Here is a 17,934-nt window from a genome sequence, read left to right on the forward strand (position 1 = left end):
GATGCAGTGATTCCCTGTCAGGGGCCAGTGTGCCCGTTGCCGCGTCTCGCGGCCAGTGACGGCAGAGGGCGACGCTCATGCCGCCTCCCGGATTCTGAGCCGGCCAAGCAGGTCCTCCATGACGGAGAACCGGTCCGCGTGCTCGGGCATCTCGGTGAGGACGCGGAGGCGGTGCTGACTTTCGAGCTTGTAGCGGTCCGGCTGGCCCTGGATGAGTTCCACCAGCGTTGCCGGGTCCACCAGCGCTTCGTCGCCGAAAACAAGCGTCCCGCCTCCGGGGCCGGCCTCGACCCGGACGATGCCGAAGGTCTCGGCGCGCAGTTTCAGCGCCGTTACCCGGAACAGGTTCTTGACGGGATCCGGCAGCAGACCGAAGCGGTCGATCATCTCCACCTGCAGGTCCTTCAGCGCCGTCTCATTGCGGGCGCTGGCGATGCGCTTGTACAGCACCAGACGGGCATGGACGTCCGGTAGGTAGTCGTCGGGGATGAGCGCCGGCAGCCGCAGGTCCACTTCGGCCCCGTGGTGCGCCGTGTGCTCCAGCGCCGGTTCCTTGCCACTCTTCAGCGCTGTCACCGCCCGTTCCAGCAGGTCGTTGTACATGCTGAAGCCGACCTCCGCCATCTGCCCGCTCTGTTCGCCGCCGAGCAGCTCGCCCGCGCCGCGGATCTCCAGGTCGTGGCTGGCCAGCGTAAAGCCGACACCCAGGTCCTCGTGGGCGGAGATGGCGTCGAGCCGTTTCACGGCGTCGGCGGTCATGGCGCGCCGGTGTGGCGCGATCAGGTAGGCGTAGGCGCGGTGATGGGAGCGCCCGACGCGTCCGCGCAGCTGATGGAGCTGGGCGAGCCCGAAGCGATCGGCGCGGTTGATCACGATGGTGTTGGCGTTGGGAATGTCGATCCCCGACTCGATGATCGTGGTGCATACCAACACGTTGTAGCGCTGGTGGTAAAAATCGAGCATCACGCGCTCGAGATCCCGCTCCGCCATCTGCCCGTGGGCAATGCCGACCCGCGCCTGGGGCACGAGATCCTCCAGCTGCTCGGCCGTCCGCGCAATGGTGTCCACGTCGTTGTGCAGAAAGTAGACCTGTCCACCACGTTTGATTTCGCGCAGGCAGGCCTCCTGGATGAGCGTGTCGTTCCATTCGTTGACGAAGGTCTTTACGGCAAGCCGGCGTGCCGGCGGCGTGGCGATGATCGACAGATCGCGCAGCCCGGCCAGGGACATGTTCAGGGTGCGCGGAATCGGCGTGGCCGTCAGCGTCAGGATATCCACCTCGGCCCGCAGCTGCTTGAGCTTCTCCTTCTGTCGCACGCCGAATCGGTGCTCCTCGTCCACGATCACCAGCCCGAGCTGCTTGGCGTCGATGCCGCCCTGCAGCAGCCTGTGCGTGCCGATGACGATGTCCAGCGTACCGTCGGACAACGCCGCCTGGGTCTCCCGGGTCTCCCTGGCGCTATTGAACCGTGACAGGGAGCCGATGCGGATGGGCCAGTCCGCAAACCGGTCGCGGAAGTTCTGGTAGTGCTGCTGCGCCAGCAGGGTGGTGGGCACCAGCACCGCCACCTGCTGACCACTCTGCACCGCAACAAAGGCGGCGCGCATGGCGACTTCCGTCTTGCCGAAGCCCACATCGCCGCACACGACACGGTCCATGGGCTGGTCCGAGCCAAGGTCCGCAACCACGGCGTCGATGGCGTCCTGCTGGTCCGGCGTTTCCTCGAACGGAAAGGCTTCGGCGAAGGTGGCGTAGTCCTCGGCGGCGCTATGCAGGGACTGCCCCTTGCGCGCGGCCCGCTGTGCGTAGACCTCGAGCAGCTCCGCGGCGACGTCCCGGGCCTTCTCGGCGGCCTTGCGCCGCGCCTTCTCCCACTGCTCTCCGCCGAGCTTGTGCAGGGGCGCCTGGGTCTCCTCGGCCCCGGTGTATCGGCTGATCAGGTGCAGTGATGACACGGGCACGTAGAGCTTGTCGCCGCCGGCGTACTCCAGGGTCAGGAATTCCGTGGGGAAGTCGCCCACGTCCAGCCGCTGCAGGCCCTGGTAACGGCCGACACCGTGGTCCTCGTGGACCACGGGCGCCCCGATGTTCAAGTCGTTGAGATCCTTGATGATCAGCGACGGATCGCGCTCCTGCTGGCGGCGCCGGCGACGCTGCTGGGCGCGGTTACCGAACAGCACGGCCTCGGGAATGACAGCGATGCCAGCCTGCTCGATCAGGGCGCCATCCTCCACCGGCGCGATGGTCATGGCGGTCTTGTAATCGCCGGCGGCGAAGGCGTCCCACGAGGGCACCGGCTCGGGCTGGATGCCGTGTCGCGCAAGGGCTTCCATCAGCGCTTCCCGGTGCCCGGGCGTCTCGGCGATGAACAGGCTGCGGCCGTTGAACGCCGTCAGGAAATCATCGACCAACCGGCGGTCGGGCTCGTCCTTGCGTGCGTGCAGGGTCAGGCCGGGGAGGGGGGCGGCGTCGAAGCGGACGCGCCCCGGTTTCGGCCCCTGAGCCAGTTCCTCGTCGGTTTCCTGGTAGCGCCGGATGCCGGTCATGCGGTCGAGCTGCTCGCCCACGTGGTCAGGGGCGAGGAAGAGCTGATCCGGCGGCAGCAGGGGCCGGTCCTGATCGTGGCCGCGCTGCTCGTAACGGCCGAGGATCTCCTGCCAGTAGCCGTCCACCGCCTCGGCGACCCCCGCCTCGGTGTACAGAATGGCGTCGTCCGGGAGGTAGTCGAACAGGGTGGCCGTGTCCTCGAAGAACAGCGGCAGGTAGTACTCCACGCCGTTCGGCATGACGCCGTCGCTGACGTCGCAGTAGACGCGGCTGCGCGTTGGATCGCCTTCGAAGAACGCGCGGAACCCCTTGCGGAAGCGGGTAATGGCGTCGTCGTCCACCGGGAATTCGCGACCCGGGAGCAGCCGGATCTGATCCACCCGCTCCACCGTCAGCTGGGTTTCCGGGTCGAACGTGCGAATGGTGTCCACCTCGTCGTCGAACAGATCGATCCGGTAGGGCTGCGTGCTGCCCATGGGGAAGAGGTCCAGCAGCGCGCCGCGCACCGCGAACTCGCCGTGCTCCATGACTTCCGGCACGTTGCGGTAGCCGGCCTGCTCTAGCCGCCGGCGCATGTCGTCCCGGTCCAGGCGCTCGCCGGCGCGCAGCATCAGCCCGGTGGCGTCCAGGTAACTGCGCGGCGCCAGCCGCTGCATGAGCGTTGGCACCGGGACAATCAGCACGCCCTGGTGCGTCTCGGGCAGGCTGTAGAGCGTCGCCAGTCGTTGCGAGACGATGTCCTGGTGCGGAGAGAACACGTCGTAGGGCAGCGTCTCCCAGTCGGGGAAGGGCAGGATGGTGGTTTCGCCGCTGGTGTAGAAGCGTAGCTCCGTCTCCAGGCGCTGTGCGTCCTGGGATGTTGCCGTGATTGCCAGGATCAGGCGTTCGCGGCGCTGGAGCAGGCGGCTCAGCGCCAGGGCGCCGGCGCTGCCGGGCAGCCCTGTCCAGGTGACCTGCCTGCCGTCACGGGGAGGAGCGGGGGAAAGGGGATTCTGCAACGTGTCACTCATGCGCTGTCGTATCAGTCCGCGGTCAGGTGTCGGGCCGCCAGTTCGCGACGCCGTTCGTAGGCGTCGCGGGCGATGGCGACGTCTTCCAGAAACAGGTGCATCTCGTCAGGGGTGAGCGCCTGCGGCCCGTCCACCAGGGCGCGTTTCGGGTCCGGATGGAAGTCCACCAGGATCATGTTGGCGCCAGAGATCACGCCCTGGGCGGTGGCGTGCATCATGTCCATGATCCGGTCCGGACTCGCCGCCCGCGACCCCACCGAATGCGACGGGTCGATGCACACCGGCATGCGGGTCAGGCGCTTCACAACGGGGACATGGGCGAAGTCCACAAAGTTCCGGTGCGGGTCGCCCATGTTGGTCTTCATGCCTCGCAGGCAGAAGATCACCTGGCTGTTGCCCTCGGTCGCCAGGTACTCGGCCGCGTTGAGGGACTCCTCCAGGGTGATGCCGAAGCCTCGCTTGAGCAGAACCGGGAAGCGCGTCTGCCGGCCCGCGAACTTCAGCAGCTCGAAATTCTGCGTGTTGCGCGTGCCGATCTGCAGCATGACGCCGGTGGGGTTGCCAACAGACTCCAGCGCCCGCTCGATCTCCTCGATATGCCGGTCGTGGGTAATCTCCATGGCGATGACGCGGATGCCGTACTTGCCGGCGAGTTCGAACACGTAGGGCAGGCATCCGGCCCCGTGCCCCTGGAACGAATAGGGGTTGGTGCGCGGCTTGTACGCGCCCATGCGTGCGCAGGTCTGGCCGTGCTGCTGCAGCACCTGGAACATCCGCTCCACGTTCTGTGGGTTGTCCACGGCGCACAGCCCCGCGAACACGTGCAGGTTGTCCTGGCTGAACTCCACCCCGTTGTAGGTAAAGGCGGCTTCGCGTTCGTCGTCCCGATGGCGTCCGAGGATGCGGTAGGCGTCCGAAATGCGGATGACCCGCTCAACGGCCGGCAGGCAGCCCATTTCGTCTTCCTGGAGAGCGGCAGTGTTGCCGATCAGGTAGACCTCGGACAGCACCTGTTCGGCGCCATGAACCCGATGCACGCGGTGCTCGATACCCTCCAGTTCATCCAGGTAGGTCATCAGCCGCTGGTAATCGGGGTGGTCGGTGGCGATGTTCGGTTCCAGGATCAGAATCATGGGTGGTGTCCTCAGTCGTTCGCGTCCGGGGGCGCGTCGAGACTCAGCGCCGGTACAACCGGACGAGGTCGTGATAGTGATCCACGCGGCGGTCGCGCAGGAACGGCCACATCCGCCGGACGGTCTCGCTGCGCTGCATGTCGAGCGTTGCAAGCAGGACCTGGTCACCGTCCTCGTCGGCCCTCGCGAGCAGCTCCCCCTGCGGCCCGGCGACAAAGCTCGTGCCCCAGAACGTGGCGCCAGCCGCAGGGTCGGCCGGATCCGGTTCCCGCCCGTGCCGGTTGCAGACCAGCACCGGCAGGCCATTGGCAACCGCATGCCCCCGCTGAACCAGCATCCAGGCATCGCGCTGGCGCTTTCGTTCGTCCCGGTCATCCTCGTCAGCCCAGCCGATGGCCGTGGGGTAGAGAAGGATCTCTGCGCCCGCCAGCGCCATGAGCCGGGCGGCTTCAGGGAACCACTGGTCCCAGCACACGAGTACGCCGAGGCGGCCAACGCTGGTGTCGACCGGCTCGAATCCGGTATCGCCAGGCGTGAAGTAGAATTTCTCGTAGTACCCAGGGTCATCCGGGATATGCATCTTGCGATAGTGGCCTGCCAGTCGGCCGTCACTGTCCAGCACCACTGCGGTGTTGTGGTACAGCCCCGCCGCTCTCCGCTCGAACAGCGAGCCGACAATAACCACTTCAAGTTCCTTTGCCAGGTTACTGAGAAAACTGGTGGTCGGCCCTGGGATCGGCTCGGCCATGTCGAACACGGCCGGGTCTTCCTGTTTGCAGAAATAGGGGGTGCGGTGGAGCTCCTGCAGCAGCACCAGCCGGGCGCCACGGCCGGCCGCGTCGCGGATGCCGCGCTCGGTGCGTGTCAGATTGGAGTCCGGGTCGTCGGTGCAGGCGTGCTGCACGAGACCTGCGGTCAGATGAGCGGCGGACGCCATGCCGTCTCCGGAGGCGGTGAATGGGCCAAGCATTGTACTCAAATTGCGGATTCGGTGGCAGTCCCCGGCGCAGCGGGGAGCTGCATGGTGGCGCAATGCAGGGCGCCGCCCTGGGTGATCAGGGTGCGTGCATCGAGGCCGATGATTGCACGCTCCGGGAATAGCCCGGCCAGCGTATTCAGGGCTGCGGCGTCCTGCGGAACGCCGTAGGTGGGCACGAGCACCGCGCCGTTGATGATGAGGAAGTTGGCGTAACTCGCTGGCAAACGGCTGCCTTCGGTGTCGTGCACCGGTTCGGGCCAGGGAAGCGGCACCAGGTCGTACGGCTTGCCATCGGGCGTGCGGAATGAGGCGAGTTCAGCGGCCATTGCCTGAAGAGGCTGGAAATGCGGATCGTCGGGGCGGTCACAAGAGGTGTAGGTGATCGTCCCGGTATCCGTGAAACGCGCGAGCATGTCCACGTGACCGTCGGTATCGTCGCCCTCCAGCCAGCCATCGTTCAGCCAAAGCGTGCGTGACGCACCGAAATGCGCCCGGAAGAGCTGTTCGTAGTCGCTGACGCCCAGTTCGGGATTGCGCCCGGGGTGAAGCAAGCAGCGACGCGTGGTGAGAATGGTGCCGGCCCCGTCACAGTCGATGGCGCCGCCTTCCAGCACGCGATCCACGGCCTGATACGCGGCGCCGGGAAACGCGCCCGCGGCATGCAGCCGTGCGGTGAGGCGGTCGTCCTCGGTGGCCGGGTACTTGCCGCCCCAGCCGTTGAACCGGAAATCGAGGCAACGGAGGGCATCGCCAGCGAGCACGGTAATGGGTCCGTGATCCCGGGCCCAAATGTCATCGGCAGGCGCGGTGTGCAGATGGAGGTGATCGTCCGGAACCCCGCGGCTCCGGAGCTGCTGCCGGACGTGCGATGCCTTCGCCGCATCGGGGACGGCGATACAGAGCGGCTGAAACCGGCCAATGGCCGCGGCCAGCTCCTCGACCGAGGACTCCGCGGCAGCCAGGCGTGCGCCCCAATCGCCGCCTGCGCGGGGCCAGGTGAGCATAATGGCTGTCTGGAGTTCCCACTCGGCGGGAAGACGGGGCGGTGTGGTCACGGGTTCAACGCTGCCGTACGGCTCTGAGGACGCGGTCGTATTCGAAGTAGACGCTGAAACCGTCGTAATCCCAGCGCGTAATGGGCGGATCACCCACGGAGTCCCTGCGGGTCTGCGGCTCACCGAGTCGGTGCTCCACCTGGTCTTTTGTCAGCCCCCGTTGCAACTGCTCGTCGAGTTCGCTGTCGCCGTCACGCAGAGCGTCCAGCAGCAGCGTGTCCGCGGCTACAGACTGCACGAGGCCAAGCGACAGAATCAGAGCCACTCCCAGGGTGCGCACGATTGCGGGCATCCGTCCTCTCCATGCTGGACGCGATCAGGAAAATGTCCGGAAGACTATAGCACCGGGGCCTGAATGGACCAACGCCGGCCGACCCAGCGGGTATCGCCGCAACGGGATGCTGCTAGAATGCGCGCTTTCCGCAATGGTCCAAGGTCTGTTTGATGCGATTCGCGCAGCCCCTGACACCCGGTGTTCTCGAGCGGCGGTACAAGCGGTTTCTTGCCGATGTGCGCCTGGAAGACGGGTCGCTGATCACGTGCCACTGCCCGAACACTGGATCGATGCTCGGCTGCAAGGAGCCGGGTTCGCGGGTCTGGCTCAGCCGCTCCGACAACCCGAAGCGCAAGTACGCGTTCACGTGGGAACTCGTCGAACTCCCCGGGCGTGCACTGGTCGGTATTCACACGGGGCGCGCCAATGGCATGGTGCGCGAAGCCTTGGAGCAGGGGCGTATCCCGGCGCTGGCCGATTACCCGGTCATCAGGCCGGAGGTGCGGATCCCGGAGTGGCGTACGCGCATTGATTTTCTGCTGAGTGGGCATGCTTCCACGGCCGACGCGTACGTTGAGGTCAAGAACGTAACCGCTGCCGTGGAAGAGGGCGTGGCGCTTTTCCCCGATGCAGTGAGCGACCGCGGGACACGGCATCTGCAGCACCTGCAGAAGCTGGTGGCGGAAGGGTGCCGTGCCGCGCTGATATTCTGTGTGCAACGGGATGACGTGACCGAGGTGCGCCCCGCCGATCGCATTGACCCGGCCTACGGACGGGCGCTGCGGGAAGCCATCGCCAATGGGGTCGAGGTTCATGCCCTCGGCGCTGATGTGAATGAACAAACGATCGAACTGCGCCGCCGGTTGCCGGTGGTGTGTCCGACATCCGAGCTGTCGCCAACGTAAGGAAACTGCGCATGTTCCGTCCGCTGGAACTGTTTATCGGCCTGCGCTACACGCGAGCGAAACGCCGTAATCAGTTCGTGTCCTTCATATCGCTGAGTTCCATTCTGGGAATCGCCCTGGGGGTCACTGCGCTCATCACCGTCATGTCGGTGATGAACGGGTTCGAGCGCGAACTCCGGGACAAGATTCTCGGCATGATCGCCCATGCCACCATCGAGTCGCGCGATGGCGGCATGGAGGAGTGGGAAACAGTCGTCGAGCGCGCCGAAAGGCATCCGGAAGTGGTCGGTGCCGCGCCCTATGTCACCGGCGAGGTCATGATGACCCGCGGCGGGCAGGTCAGCGGCGCGCAGCTCCGCGGTGTGCTCCCCGAGATGGAGGGCAATGTCTCCCGGGTGATCGAGAATATCGACGGCGATGCCGCGCGGCACCTGGAGCCGGGGGAGTACAACATCATTCTTGGCTGGGCGCTTGCGCGCGAGCTGGGCGTGCGTGCGGGTGACCGGGTGACCGTGGTGACGCCGGAGGCGCGTGCGACGGTCGCCGGCATAGTGCCACGGCTCAAGCGCTTCCATGTTGCCGGCACCTTCGACGTGGGCATGTACGAGTACGATCGCGGCGTGGCGCTGGTGCATATCGGTGACGCAGCGACAATCATGCGGCTGGGCGAGGGCGTGTCGGGCGTGCGCCTGCAGTTCCGGGACCTCATGGATGCGCCCTGGCTGGCATCGGAAGTCGGCCAGGAGCTCGGCGGTGGCAGTTACCGGGTCCGTGACTGGACCCGGGAGCACGCCAGCTTCTTCCATGCGGTGCAGACCGAGAAGACGGTGATGTTTGTCATTCTGACACTGATCATCGCCGTGGCGGCGTTCAATATCGTCTCCACCCTGGTCATGGTCGTGAACGACAAGCGCAGTGATATCGCCATTCTGCGCACACTCGGCGCGAGTCCCGGGAGTGTCATGGGGATATTCATGGTGCAGGGGGCCATCATCGGTGTCTTCGGCACCATTCTGGGCGTCGCCGGGGGCGTGGCACTGGCACTGAACGTGGAGACCATCGTTCCGGCAATCGAACAGCTTCTCGGTGTTGCGTTCCTGGCACCGGACATCTACTGGTTGAGCGATCTGCCATCGGATCTGCAGACCACCGATGTGGTCCGCATTGCCGGTGTTGCCCTGGTGCTGTCGCTGTTGGCGACCATCTACCCCGCATGGCGGGGAGCACGAACCGAGCCAGCGGAGGCGTTGCGGTATGAATGAACAGCAGTCAGGGGAAGCCGTTGTTCGCTGCAACGGCGTCAGCAAGGTGTTTCACGAGGGGCCGCGTGACGTGCGTGTGCTCGACCGCGTCAGCCTGAGTATCGCGCGGGGTGAGCAGCTGGCTATTGTCGGCCGTTCGGGCTCCGGGAAGAGCACCCTGCTGCAGATTCTCGGCGGGCTGGACAAGCCGACGGAAGGAGACGTGCACGTGTGCGGACAGTCCGTGTATGCGCTGGGAGCGGGCGAGCGTGGACGGCTTCGCAATGAAGCGATCGGTTTCATCTACCAGTTCCACCATCTGCTGCCGGAGTTCACGGCGCTGGAAAACGTGGCGATGCCCCTGTTGATCCGCAAGGCGGGGCGGGCTGAAGCCAGCGCTGCGGCGGCAAAGGTGCTGGAACGCGTCGGTCTCGGGCACCGTCTTGAACACAAGCCCGGGGAACTCTCGGGTGGGGAGCGGCAGCGCACGGCCATCGCCCGCGCCATGGTGACTGAGCCGGCCTGCGTGCTGGCGGATGAACCAACGGGCAATCTGGACCGCCATACGGCGGAAGACGTCTTCACGCTGTTGCGGGAGCTCAACCGGGATTTCGGGACCAGCCTGGTGGTGGTGACCCACGACATGGAACTGGCCGGACGGATGGATCAGACCGTGACCATCGATGATGGGCGGCTCGTTCCGCCAGAGGCGGCGTCTGCGTCAGCGTGATTCGCGCGCGGCGAGGCGGGCGGCGCGTTTTTCCTTTCTGCGCCGGAGGTGACGGCGGATGTTCAGGCGCCAGAGCAGGTGGATCAGGCCGTAGCCCGCGAGAGACGCGCAGAGGCCGCACAGCACACTGCCAAGCAGCAACGGCTGCCAGATGTTGACCAGCTCCGTCCAGTACCACTCAAGGGTGGGCTCGAACGTGCCGTCGCGTGTCCCCTCGCCCATGACCAGCAACCCGATCCGGTACTGGAAGTACAGCATCGGCGCCATGGTCAGTGGGTTCGAGACCCAGACACCGGCCAGTGCGATCGGCATGTTGACGCGGAACAGGATCGCCAGCGCCGCGGAGGGAATCATCTGGAACGGCATGGGCATGAATGCCATGAACAGGCCCACGCCCAGACCGCCCGCCAGCGAGTGGCGGTTCAGGTGCCACAGGTTCGGATCATGAAGCAGACGCCCGAACACGCGGAGCCGCTGATGGCCGCGTACGACTCTGGAGTCCGGCAGATACCGTCGAAAGAACTTTCTCGCCACGCGTGATACTTTGAGTCGTCGCCTGTTCGGGGCGATGATAACGTGATTACGGCCCGTATGTCCGGGCTGCAGCCAGGAACGGCAACGGGGGCAAACTCACGGATGAGTCCTGCCACGGCCGCCTGCGGCGCATTCGTCGCCGGGGCGATCCTCTTTCATGTCAGCACGGGGCTTCCCGACAGCGCCGGGTGGCTGTCGTTGCTCGCCGGAGTGATGCTGCTGCTTCGCGGCCGTCGCTGGCTGGTGCCCGGGCTGTTCTGCGCAGGGGCGCTCTGGTCGGCTTGGTCGGCTGCCGCCGCGCTGGATTATCGGCTCGACACGCCCGGGAACGTTGTCCTGGAGGGCGAGGTAGCCGGGCTGCCGGCCTCCGGTGACGCGCGGCGTCAGTCATTCCTGGTGCGGGTGGACCGATCCGCTGACGGCCCGGAGGTGCGGCGGGTGCGGCTGCATTGGTACGGCGCCGGTCAATCGGTGCGCACCGGTGAGCGCTGGCGGTTCGAGGCCGACCTCCGCGCCCCCGCCGGCGCGCTGAACCCGGGCGCATTCGACGGTGAGCGCTGGCAGATCCAGAAGGGCATCGATGCGTCGGGAACCGTGACTCGCGGGGAACGAATCGAGGTCCATTCAGGCGCAAGCCTGGATGGGGTGCGCGGTTTCCTGTCAGCGCGTCTGCGCGCCGTGGTCAACCATGACGCGGCCGGTGCCATGCTGGTTGCTCTGGCCGTTGGTGATCGCCGCTTTCTGGATGACCAGGTCTGGGCGACGCTTCTGGCGACGGGCACCAATCACCTGGTGGCGATTTCGGGGTTGCATGTCGGGCTGGCCGCAGGGCTGGGGCTTGTGCTCGGCATGACCCTCTGGCGGTGCGGCGGCCGAACGGCCGGGCGTATCCCGGCGCGTGTCGCCGGCGCAGTGCTGGGGCTTGTGACCGCTGCGGTCTATGCCGCTCTTGCCGGGTTCACCATTCCGACGCAGCGCGCCCTGATCATGCTGGCGGTGACACTGTTTGCGGTGTTCGTGCGGCGGCCGGTGCGGCCAACGCAGGTGCTCTGCATTGCGGCGGTTGCCGTCCTGCTGGTGGATCCGCTGGCGCCTCTCGATCCGGGGTTCTGGTTGTCGTTCGCGGCCGTGGCGACGCTGGGCCTGCTGCTCTGGGGGCGATCGCCCTCCGGCGGGGCCTGGGTATGGCTGACCATCCAGTTCCGTCTTGCACTGGTGCTCGCACCCATGACGCTACTCCTGTTCAGTCATGTCGCGCTTGCGGCACCCGTCGCCAACCTGGTGGCGATTCCTCTGGTCGGCATGTTCACGGTGCCGCTCGTGCTAGTTGCAGCCATGACCATCGTGCCGTTTCCTGCCATTGGCGCGTTCCTGGCGGACTGGAGTGGCTGGCTGCTGATCCTGTTCCTGGGGTTTGCCGAACGCGTGGCCAGGGTCGCCGACCTTGTCCCCGTCCCGACGGTGGGTGAGGGGGGTGTTGCCTGGGTGCTGCTGTTGATGGCCGTGGTGCTGGCGATGATGCCGGCCGGGATCCCCGGGCGGATTCTGGCCATGCCAATGCTGGCCGCCGCTTTGTGGCCCGGGAGTATGGGCGGTGATGCGCGCGTACAGGTCACGACGCTGGACGTGGGACACGGACACGCAAGCGTCATCCAGAGCGGAGGCGAAGTGGTGGTCGTTGATTCCGGTCGCACCGGACGTGAAGTGGCCGCCTTGCTCACACGAACGGGGCGGGCCGACCGGCTGGTTCTCACCAGGGATCGCACGGGTTACAGGGGTGGCGCGGAGGAGCTGCGCATGCCCCCGGGGGCGACGGTTCACGACGCCCTGGAAGCCCCCGGAGCGTGTTCCGGCGGCGCGCGGTGGGGGGCGGGCAGCGGCGAGTTCCACTTCCTTGATCCGCAGCTTGATGTGACGGCCTGCGTCCTGCTGGTGGAGTCGGACGGTCGCCGTATCCTGATCGCCGCCGGTATCCCGCCGGGGGCGCCCGTCCGGTGGGAAGCCGCGGGCAGGGTGGATGCCGTCGTGCTGCCGGCCGGCGGGCATGCCGACGCCGTGACAGAGGCGATGCTCGAGGCACTGCAACCGGAACTCGCCGTGGTGTCGGTCGATGCCGGCAATCGTTATGGCCTGCCGCATCCGCAAGCGCTGGAGCGCCTGCGGGATCATGGTGTCCGGTTGCTGCACACCGGCCACCACGGGGCGGTCACCATCACGCTGCAGGCCGGTTTGCCCGCGGAGACCGCGAGGGATCGCGCCGGCTGGTGGAATCGGCGCCGGCCCTTCGGTCAGGGGAGGTAATCGTTTATCATGCGGCCTTCGCGCGGGGATGCCCCTGGCCCATGGAAAAGGAGAACAACTCGGCGTGCTGGAAATGATTGCGGCTGGCGGATGGGTGATGGTGCCGATCATCCTCTGCTCTATTCTCGCGTTGGCCATTATCGGCGAGCGAATCTGGGCCTTGCAGAAGCGGCGGGTCCTGCCCCCGCACCTTGTGGCGCACGTCTGGAATCAGGTGCGCAGCGGAACGCTGGACAGCCAGCAGCTGCGGCAGTTGCGTGAGCAATCCGCCCTGGGCCGGGTGCTGGCGGCAGGGCTGAGCAACATGCGCAGCAGCCGCGAAGTGATGATGGAGTCCATCGAGGATGCCGGCCGCCACGAGGCCCATCGCATGGAGCGCTTTCTGAACACGCTCGGCACCATCGCCTCGATTACACCGCTGCTGGGCCTGCTTGGAACCGTGATCGGCATGATCCGGGTTTTCAGTGCCATTACCGCCCATGGTGTCGGTGATGCCGCCAACCTGGCGGGCGGTATCTCCGAGGCGCTCCTGACAACCGCAGCCGGCTTGATCGTGGCCATTCCGTCACTCATGGCCTACCGCTATTTCCGCGGTCTTGTCGATGAGCACATGGTGGAGATGGAGCAGGAGGCCATGAAGCTGGTCGAGGTCATCCAGGGTCAGCGCGACCGCAGCAGTATTGAAGGTGGTACGCGGTGAATCTCCGCCCCCGACGCCGCGAAGAGCCGGAGATCACGCTGACCCCGCTGATCGACGTGGTGTTTCTAATGCTGATCTTTTTCATGGTCAGCGCCACGTTTCTCAATGAGGCCGACATGGAACTGAGCCTGCCCGAGGCGTCGCTGGATCCCGGGGAGCGGGCCTATTCCCCCATCGAGCTGGCCATCAGCGCCAGTGGCGATTACTACGTCGACGGCGAGGCGCTAGTGAATCAGCAGACCGACACGGTACAGCGTGCGCTGGAACAGGCCCTGGACGGCCGGCCCGACGCCCCCGTCATTATCCGTGCTGACGGACGGACTCCGCACCAGTCCCTGGTGACCGCGCTGGACGCTGCCGGGCGTGCCAGTATCGAGAACATTTCCATTGCCACCGTGCCCGAGGACGACTGATTACCATGCTGTCGATGACCAACCCGTTCACGACGCAGGCCTGGGGCATCTACGGACGACTGCTCGGTTACGTGGGACCGTACTGGAAGCTCGGCTCGCTGGCCGTGGTCGCCATGGTGATCGGGGCAGCCTCCCAGGCGGCGTTCGCCGGGATCATCCAGTACATGGTCGACGAGAGCTTCATCGAGCAGGATGATCTGGCCCGGCAGCTTGTGCCGCTGGCGTTGATCGTGCTGTTTCTGATCCACGGTACCGCCCATTTCGTGTCCGACTACGGTATCGCGTGGGTCGGCCGCTATGTGGTCAAGGACATGCGCCAGAATGTGTTCGACCACTACCTCTGCCTGCCGGCGCGCTTCTTCGATCACAGCTCGCCCGGCATGCTTCTGGCCAAGCTGACCTACGACATCGAGCAGGTGGCGCGGGCGGCGTCCCACGCCGTGGTTGTCTTCATCCGGGACTTCTTCACCGTCATCTTCCTGGTCGGCTACATGGTCTACATCAGCGGCTGGCTGGCTCTGATCTTCTTCGGCCTGGGGCCGGTGCTCTACGGCATCATCAACTACGCCAACAAGCGCTTCCGCAAGACCAGCCGCCGTATCCAGGGCTCCATCGGCAACGTGGCCCAGATCGCCGAGGACGGCATTCGTGGGCAGACGGAAGTGAAGGTCTTCGGGGGCCACGGCTACGAGTCCGAGCGCTTCGAGAAGATCAACGAGCGCAACCGCAGTCAGCAGATGCGCTACATCGCCGTGAAGGCGGTCAGCCAGCCGCTGGTCCAGTTTGTGGCGGTGGTGGCGCTGTCGATCATCCTCTACCTGGCCACCATGGACGTGGTCATGGAGGAGATCACGCCGGGGGCGCTGATCTCCTTCGTCGCCGCCATGATGCTGCTGATGCCACCGGTCAAGCGGATCGTGGGCGTCAACGCCGAGATCCAGCGCGGCATCGCGGCAGGCGAGAGCGTATTCGGAATCCTCGATGAACCGCCCGAGGACGATCACGGCACTGTGCCCCTGGAGCGCGCCGAAGGGCGGATCCGGTACGACCACGTGTCGTTTGCCTACAATCCGGAAGACGGTGACGTCCTCAGTGACGTCACGCTCGACATCGAACCCGGTCAGACGGTCGCCCTGGTGGGGCGCTCGGGCAGTGGGAAGACCACACTGGCGAGCCTTCTGCCGCGCTTCTATGAGCCGACGGCGGGCCGGATTCTTCTGGATGGCCGGCCGATCAGGGATTATCCGCTGCGCGACCTCCGTCAGCAGATGGCGCTGGTGGGGCAGCAGGTGGTGCTGTTCAACGACACGCTTGCCAACAACATCAGCTACGGCATGCCGACGCCTCCAGGCGACGAGGAGATCCGCGCCGCTGCCCGCGCGGCCAACGCGGAGGAGTTCATCGACAAGCTTCCGAATGGCTTCGAGACACTGGTCGGAGAGAACGGCGTGCTGCTCTCCGGCGGGCAGCGGCAGCGTGTGGCGATTGCCAGGGCGCTTCTGAAGAATGCGCCGATCCTGATACTGGACGAGGCCACATCGGCTCTCGACTCCGAGTCGGAGCAGCAGATTCAGTCCGCCTTGGATGAACTGATGACCGGCCGCACGACCCTGGTCATCGCACACAGGCTCTCGACCATCGAGGATGCTGACCGCATCGTGGTGCTGGATCAGGGGCGAATCGTCGAGTCCGGCACGCACCGGGAGCTGATCCAGCATGAAGGCCACTACGCCGCCCTGCACCGGATCCAGTTCAGTGAGGAGTAACGTGTGATGCCGATTCGCCACACCGGGCGTGTCCGTCATTGCTACCAACGGGGGAACGCATGACGGGGTTTCCGCAGTTCTGGCTCCGCAATACGCCCAAGTCGCTGGTACTGCTGCCCGCATCCTGGCTTTACCGGATCGTGGCGTTCGCTCGACGCAGCGCTTATCGCTGGGGGGTTCTTGGCCGGGAGCGTGTGGGTGTACCGGTACTGGTCATCGGCAACATCTTCGTCGGTGGCACCGGCAAGACGCCACTGGTGTTGTGGATGGTCCGCTATCTGCGGTCCATGGGGAAGCGCCCCGGCATCATCACCCGCGGTTACGGCGGGCAAGCGAAAGAGTGGCCGCAGGTCGTCCACGAAGACAGCGACCCTCTGGACGTGGGCGATGAACCGGTGCTGCTTGCCCAGCGTGGTAGCTGTCCGGTGGTGGCAAGCCCCGACCGCGTGGATGCGGCCCGGACCCTGGTGGAAGAGTTCGGCTGTGACGTGGTGGTGTCGGACGACGGGCTTCAGCACTACCGCCTCATGCGGGATATGGAGGTGGTCGTCATCGACGCGGCCCGTGGGCTGGGCAACGGCCACTGTCTGCCGGCGGGCCCCCTGCGGGAGCCACGCAGCCGGCTGCGGACCGTAGACTTGCTGGTGGCCAACGGCGGCCCGTCGTGGCTGACCCCTTATTACTTCACCCTGCGCCTGAACCAGGCGGTCGGGGTCACCGATGGCGAGCGTTCCCGCAGCCTGACGGAGTTTGCAGGCGAGCAGGCGCACGCCATTGCGGGTATCGGCAACCCCGATCGCTTCTTTGCGGCGCTTGGCCGTTACGGCATCGAGGTGATCCAGCATCCGTTCGCCGATCACTACCCGTTTGCGGAGAAGGACATTACCTTCGATGACGACCTGCCGGTTCTCATGACCGAGAAGGATGCGGTGAAGTGTCGTCCCCATGCGGGTGAGCGGCATTGGGCCGTGCCGGCGGAGACGGTTCTCACGGCGGAGACCGAGCGTGCCATGAAGGCGCGCGTGCGTGCTGCGCTGGAGCGGTTTCAGTCGGGCAGGAAGAGGCGGTTCGGGGCATGAGTTTCGTCGTGGTCATCCCGGCGCGTTACGCGTCCACCCGGTTCCCGGGCAAGCCGCTGGCGGATCTCGCCGGTTGGCCGATGGTCAGGCACGTGGTGGAGCGTGGCAGGGAGAGCGGGGCAGAGCGGGTCATTGTCGCCACGGACGATGCGCGGATCGAATCGACCTGTCGCGACCTCGGCGTGGAGGTCGTGCGCACGCGTGCGGATCATCCGTCCGGCACCGACCGGCTTGCCGAGGTGGCCGAGCAGCTTGGGCTCGATGACCAGGATGTGGTCGTGAACGTGCAGGGCGATGAGCCCCTGATGCCGCCAGCATTCATCCGGCAGGTTGCCGAGGCTCTGACGCAGAACCCCGAGACACCGGTGGCGACGCTGGTGACGCCCTTGCAGTCCCTCGATGAGTTGCGCAACCCGAACGTGGTCAAGGCGGTGCGTGATCGCAGTGGACACGCACTCTACTTCAGTCGCGCGCCGATCCCGTGGGACCGCGATCACGGCGGCACGCCGGCTGACCTTGCCGGCTGGTGGCGCCACCTCGGCATCTACGCGTACCGCGCGGCATTCCTGCGCCGTTACCCGGCGCTGGAACCCGCTCCCATTGAAGCGACCGAGTCCTTGGAACAGCTCAGGGTCCTCTGGCACGGTCTGCGGATCCACGCCGGAGCGGTCAGTGGAGACGCCGGGCCGGGTGTTGATCGCCCGGAGGATCTCGAGCGCGTCAGGCAGCACCTGCTTGATGGCACCGCAAAGCGCAGCAACGAAGGTTGAGGCAATGAGTGAAGCCAGGCATCTGAAGGTCCTGTTCGTCTGTCTCGGAAACATCTGCCGTTCGCCCTCGGCCGAGGGTGTCTTCCGGCGTATGCTGGCGGACCAGGGGCTCGATCACGTGGTCGAGACGGATTCGGCGGGAACGCACGCCTACCACGTGGGTAACCCTCCGGATCAGCGCTCGCAGATTGCGGCCAGAAAACGCGGCGTTGATATTGGCGATCTGCGGGGCCGGCAGGTGAACCGCAGTGACTTCGAGTACTTCGACTATGTACTCGCCATGGACCGGAGCAATCTGGAGATTCTGCTCGCGGAGGCCCCTGACCGCTACCGTGGAAAGGTGCAACTGTTTCTGGAGTACGCCAACAGCGCCGACGAGGATGAAGTCCCGGATCCTTACTACGGCGGGGACCGCGGGTTCGAGCACGTCCTGGATCTGATCGACGAGGCGTCCTCAGGTCTGCTGACTGAGATCAGGCGGGCCCACCAGCTGTAG

The 17,934-nt window shown here is 65.9% G+C and carries 16 protein-coding genes; 10 read left to right on the forward strand and 6 right to left on the reverse strand.

Annotated features, from left to right (window positions below; translation table 11 throughout):
* Window positions 1-75: 75 nt before the first annotated feature.
* Genes mfd through ACNSTU_RS02410 form a run of 5 tightly spaced genes read right to left on the reverse strand, consistent with a single transcriptional unit; the run spans window position 76 to window position 7,017 of the window.
* Window positions 76-3,558, reverse strand: coding sequence for a transcription-repair coupling factor (gene mfd, locus ACNSTU_RS02390; RefSeq protein ID WP_290636825.1), 3,483 nt, complete (start codon window positions 3,556-3,558; stop codon window positions 76-78).
* Window positions 3,559-3,569: 11 nt separating this feature from the next.
* The gene (locus ACNSTU_RS02395; RefSeq protein WP_290636826.1) at window positions 3,570-4,691 is read right to left on the reverse strand and encodes a 3-deoxy-7-phosphoheptulonate synthase; all 1,122 of its coding nucleotides are present in this window, start codon (window positions 4,689-4,691) and stop codon (window positions 3,570-3,572) included.
* A 43-nt stretch (window positions 4,692-4,734) separates the two neighbouring features.
* On the reverse strand, window positions 4,735-5,628 hold the full coding sequence (locus tag ACNSTU_RS02400; RefSeq protein WP_290632550.1) for a carbon-nitrogen hydrolase: 894 nt from the start codon (window positions 5,626-5,628) through the stop codon (window positions 4,735-4,737).
* A gap of 38 nt (window positions 5,629-5,666) precedes the next feature.
* Window positions 5,667-6,725 carry an agmatine deiminase family protein gene (locus ACNSTU_RS02405; RefSeq protein WP_290632552.1) on the reverse strand — a complete coding sequence of 353 codons (1,059 nt, stop codon included), beginning with the start codon at window positions 6,723-6,725 and terminating at the stop codon, window positions 5,667-5,669.
* A 4-nt stretch (window positions 6,726-6,729) separates the two neighbouring features.
* Window positions 6,730-7,017, reverse strand: coding sequence for a hypothetical protein (locus ACNSTU_RS02410; protein ID WP_290632554.1), 288 nt, complete (start codon window positions 7,015-7,017; stop codon window positions 6,730-6,732).
* Window positions 7,018-7,169: 152 nt separating this feature from the next.
* On the opposite strand from ACNSTU_RS02410, the gene sfsA reads away from it, so the two are divergent.
* The 3 genes from sfsA to lolD are packed head-to-tail and all read left to right on the forward strand — an operon-like array spanning window position 7,170 to window position 9,875.
* Entirely contained in the window at window positions 7,170-7,904 is a 735-nt protein-coding gene (gene sfsA / locus ACNSTU_RS02415; RefSeq protein WP_290632556.1) for a DNA/RNA nuclease SfsA, read from the forward strand.
* Between the two features lie 11 nt (window positions 7,905-7,915).
* Complete coding sequence (locus ACNSTU_RS02420) at window positions 7,916-9,166, forward strand: lipoprotein-releasing ABC transporter permease subunit (protein ID WP_290632558.1); 1,251 nt, start codon at window positions 7,916-7,918, stop codon at window positions 9,164-9,166.
* Window positions 9,159-9,875 (forward strand): lipoprotein-releasing ABC transporter ATP-binding protein LolD, encoded by a 717-nt coding sequence (gene lolD / locus ACNSTU_RS02425; RefSeq protein WP_290632560.1) that lies wholly within the window; start codon window positions 9,159-9,161, stop codon window positions 9,873-9,875. The genes ACNSTU_RS02420 and lolD overlap by 8 nt, the downstream gene beginning before the upstream one ends.
* Here lolD and ACNSTU_RS02430 read toward each other — a convergent pair.
* Complete coding sequence (locus ACNSTU_RS02430; RefSeq protein WP_290632562.1) at window positions 9,867-10,409, reverse strand: DUF2062 domain-containing protein; 543 nt, start codon at window positions 10,407-10,409, stop codon at window positions 9,867-9,869. The two genes, lolD and ACNSTU_RS02430, sit on opposite strands and share 9 nt — an antisense overlap.
* 102 nt (window positions 10,410-10,511) lie before the next feature.
* On the opposite strand from ACNSTU_RS02430, the gene ACNSTU_RS02435 reads away from it, so the two are divergent.
* From ACNSTU_RS02435 to ACNSTU_RS02465, 7 genes are all read left to right on the forward strand, one after another.
* On the forward strand, window positions 10,512-12,710 hold the full coding sequence (locus ACNSTU_RS02435; RefSeq protein ID WP_290632564.1) for a DNA internalization-related competence protein ComEC/Rec2: 2,199 nt from the start codon (window positions 10,512-10,514) through the stop codon (window positions 12,708-12,710).
* 64 nt (window positions 12,711-12,774) lie between these two features.
* Complete coding sequence (locus tag ACNSTU_RS02440; RefSeq protein ID WP_290632566.1) at window positions 12,775-13,410, forward strand: MotA/TolQ/ExbB proton channel family protein; 636 nt, start codon at window positions 12,775-12,777, stop codon at window positions 13,408-13,410.
* A complete protein-coding gene (locus ACNSTU_RS02445; protein WP_290632568.1) occupies window positions 13,407-13,823 on the forward strand; it encodes an ExbD/TolR family protein in 417 nt (138 codons plus the stop codon). The genes ACNSTU_RS02440 and ACNSTU_RS02445 overlap by 4 nt, the downstream gene beginning before the upstream one ends.
* A 5-nt stretch (window positions 13,824-13,828) precedes the next feature.
* Window positions 13,829-15,589, forward strand: a complete 1,761-nt coding sequence (gene msbA / locus ACNSTU_RS02450; RefSeq protein ID WP_290632570.1) for a lipid A export permease/ATP-binding protein MsbA — start codon at window positions 13,829-13,831, stop codon at window positions 15,587-15,589.
* Between the two features lie 59 nt (window positions 15,590-15,648).
* Window positions 15,649-16,668, forward strand: a complete 1,020-nt coding sequence (gene lpxK / locus ACNSTU_RS02455; RefSeq protein ID WP_290632572.1) for a tetraacyldisaccharide 4'-kinase — start codon at window positions 15,649-15,651, stop codon at window positions 16,666-16,668.
* The gene (gene kdsB / locus ACNSTU_RS02460; protein WP_290632574.1) at window positions 16,665-17,438 is read left to right on the forward strand and encodes a 3-deoxy-manno-octulosonate cytidylyltransferase; all 774 of its coding nucleotides are present in this window, start codon (window positions 16,665-16,667) and stop codon (window positions 17,436-17,438) included. Before lpxK ends, kdsB begins: the two co-directional genes overlap by 4 nt.
* 4 nt (window positions 17,439-17,442) lie before the next feature.
* Complete coding sequence (locus ACNSTU_RS02465; RefSeq protein ID WP_290632576.1) at window positions 17,443-17,934, forward strand: low molecular weight protein-tyrosine-phosphatase; 492 nt, start codon at window positions 17,443-17,445, stop codon at window positions 17,932-17,934.

This window comes from Aquisalimonas sp. APHAB1-3 (assembly GCF_048323695.1).
Taxonomy (GTDB): domain Bacteria; phylum Pseudomonadota; class Gammaproteobacteria; order Nitrococcales; family Aquisalimonadaceae; genus Aquisalimonas.

Coding starts and splice junctions, on each gene's coding strand:
- lolD (WP_290632560.1), top strand. CDS start 9,159: ATGAATGAACAGCAGTCAGGGGAAGCCGTTGTTCGCTGCAACGGCGTC.
- ACNSTU_RS02465 (WP_290632576.1), top strand. CDS start 17,443: ATGAGTGAAGCCAGGCATCTGAAGGTCCTGTTCGTCTGTCTCGGAAAC.
- lpxK (WP_290632572.1), top strand. CDS start 15,649: ATGACGGGGTTTCCGCAGTTCTGGCTCCGCAATACGCCCAAGTCGCTG.
- kdsB (WP_290632574.1), top strand. CDS start 16,665: ATGAGTTTCGTCGTGGTCATCCCGGCGCGTTACGCGTCCACCCGGTTC.
- mfd (WP_290636825.1), bottom strand. CDS start 3,558: ATGAGTGACACGTTGCAGAATCCCCTTTCCCCCGCTCCTCCCCGTGAC.
- ACNSTU_RS02395 (WP_290636826.1), bottom strand. CDS start 4,691: ATGATTCTGATCCTGGAACCGAACATCGCCACCGACCACCCCGATTAC.
- ACNSTU_RS02435 (WP_290632564.1), top strand. CDS start 10,512: ATGAGTCCTGCCACGGCCGCCTGCGGCGCATTCGTCGCCGGGGCGATC.
- msbA (WP_290632570.1), top strand. CDS start 13,829: ATGCTGTCGATGACCAACCCGTTCACGACGCAGGCCTGGGGCATCTAC.
- ACNSTU_RS02400 (WP_290632550.1), bottom strand. CDS start 5,628: ATGGCGTCCGCCGCTCATCTGACCGCAGGTCTCGTGCAGCACGCCTGC.
- sfsA (WP_290632556.1), top strand. CDS start 7,170: ATGCGATTCGCGCAGCCCCTGACACCCGGTGTTCTCGAGCGGCGGTAC.
- ACNSTU_RS02420 (WP_290632558.1), top strand. CDS start 7,916: ATGTTCCGTCCGCTGGAACTGTTTATCGGCCTGCGCTACACGCGAGCG.
- ACNSTU_RS02410 (WP_290632554.1), bottom strand. CDS start 7,017: ATGCCCGCAATCGTGCGCACCCTGGGAGTGGCTCTGATTCTGTCGCTT.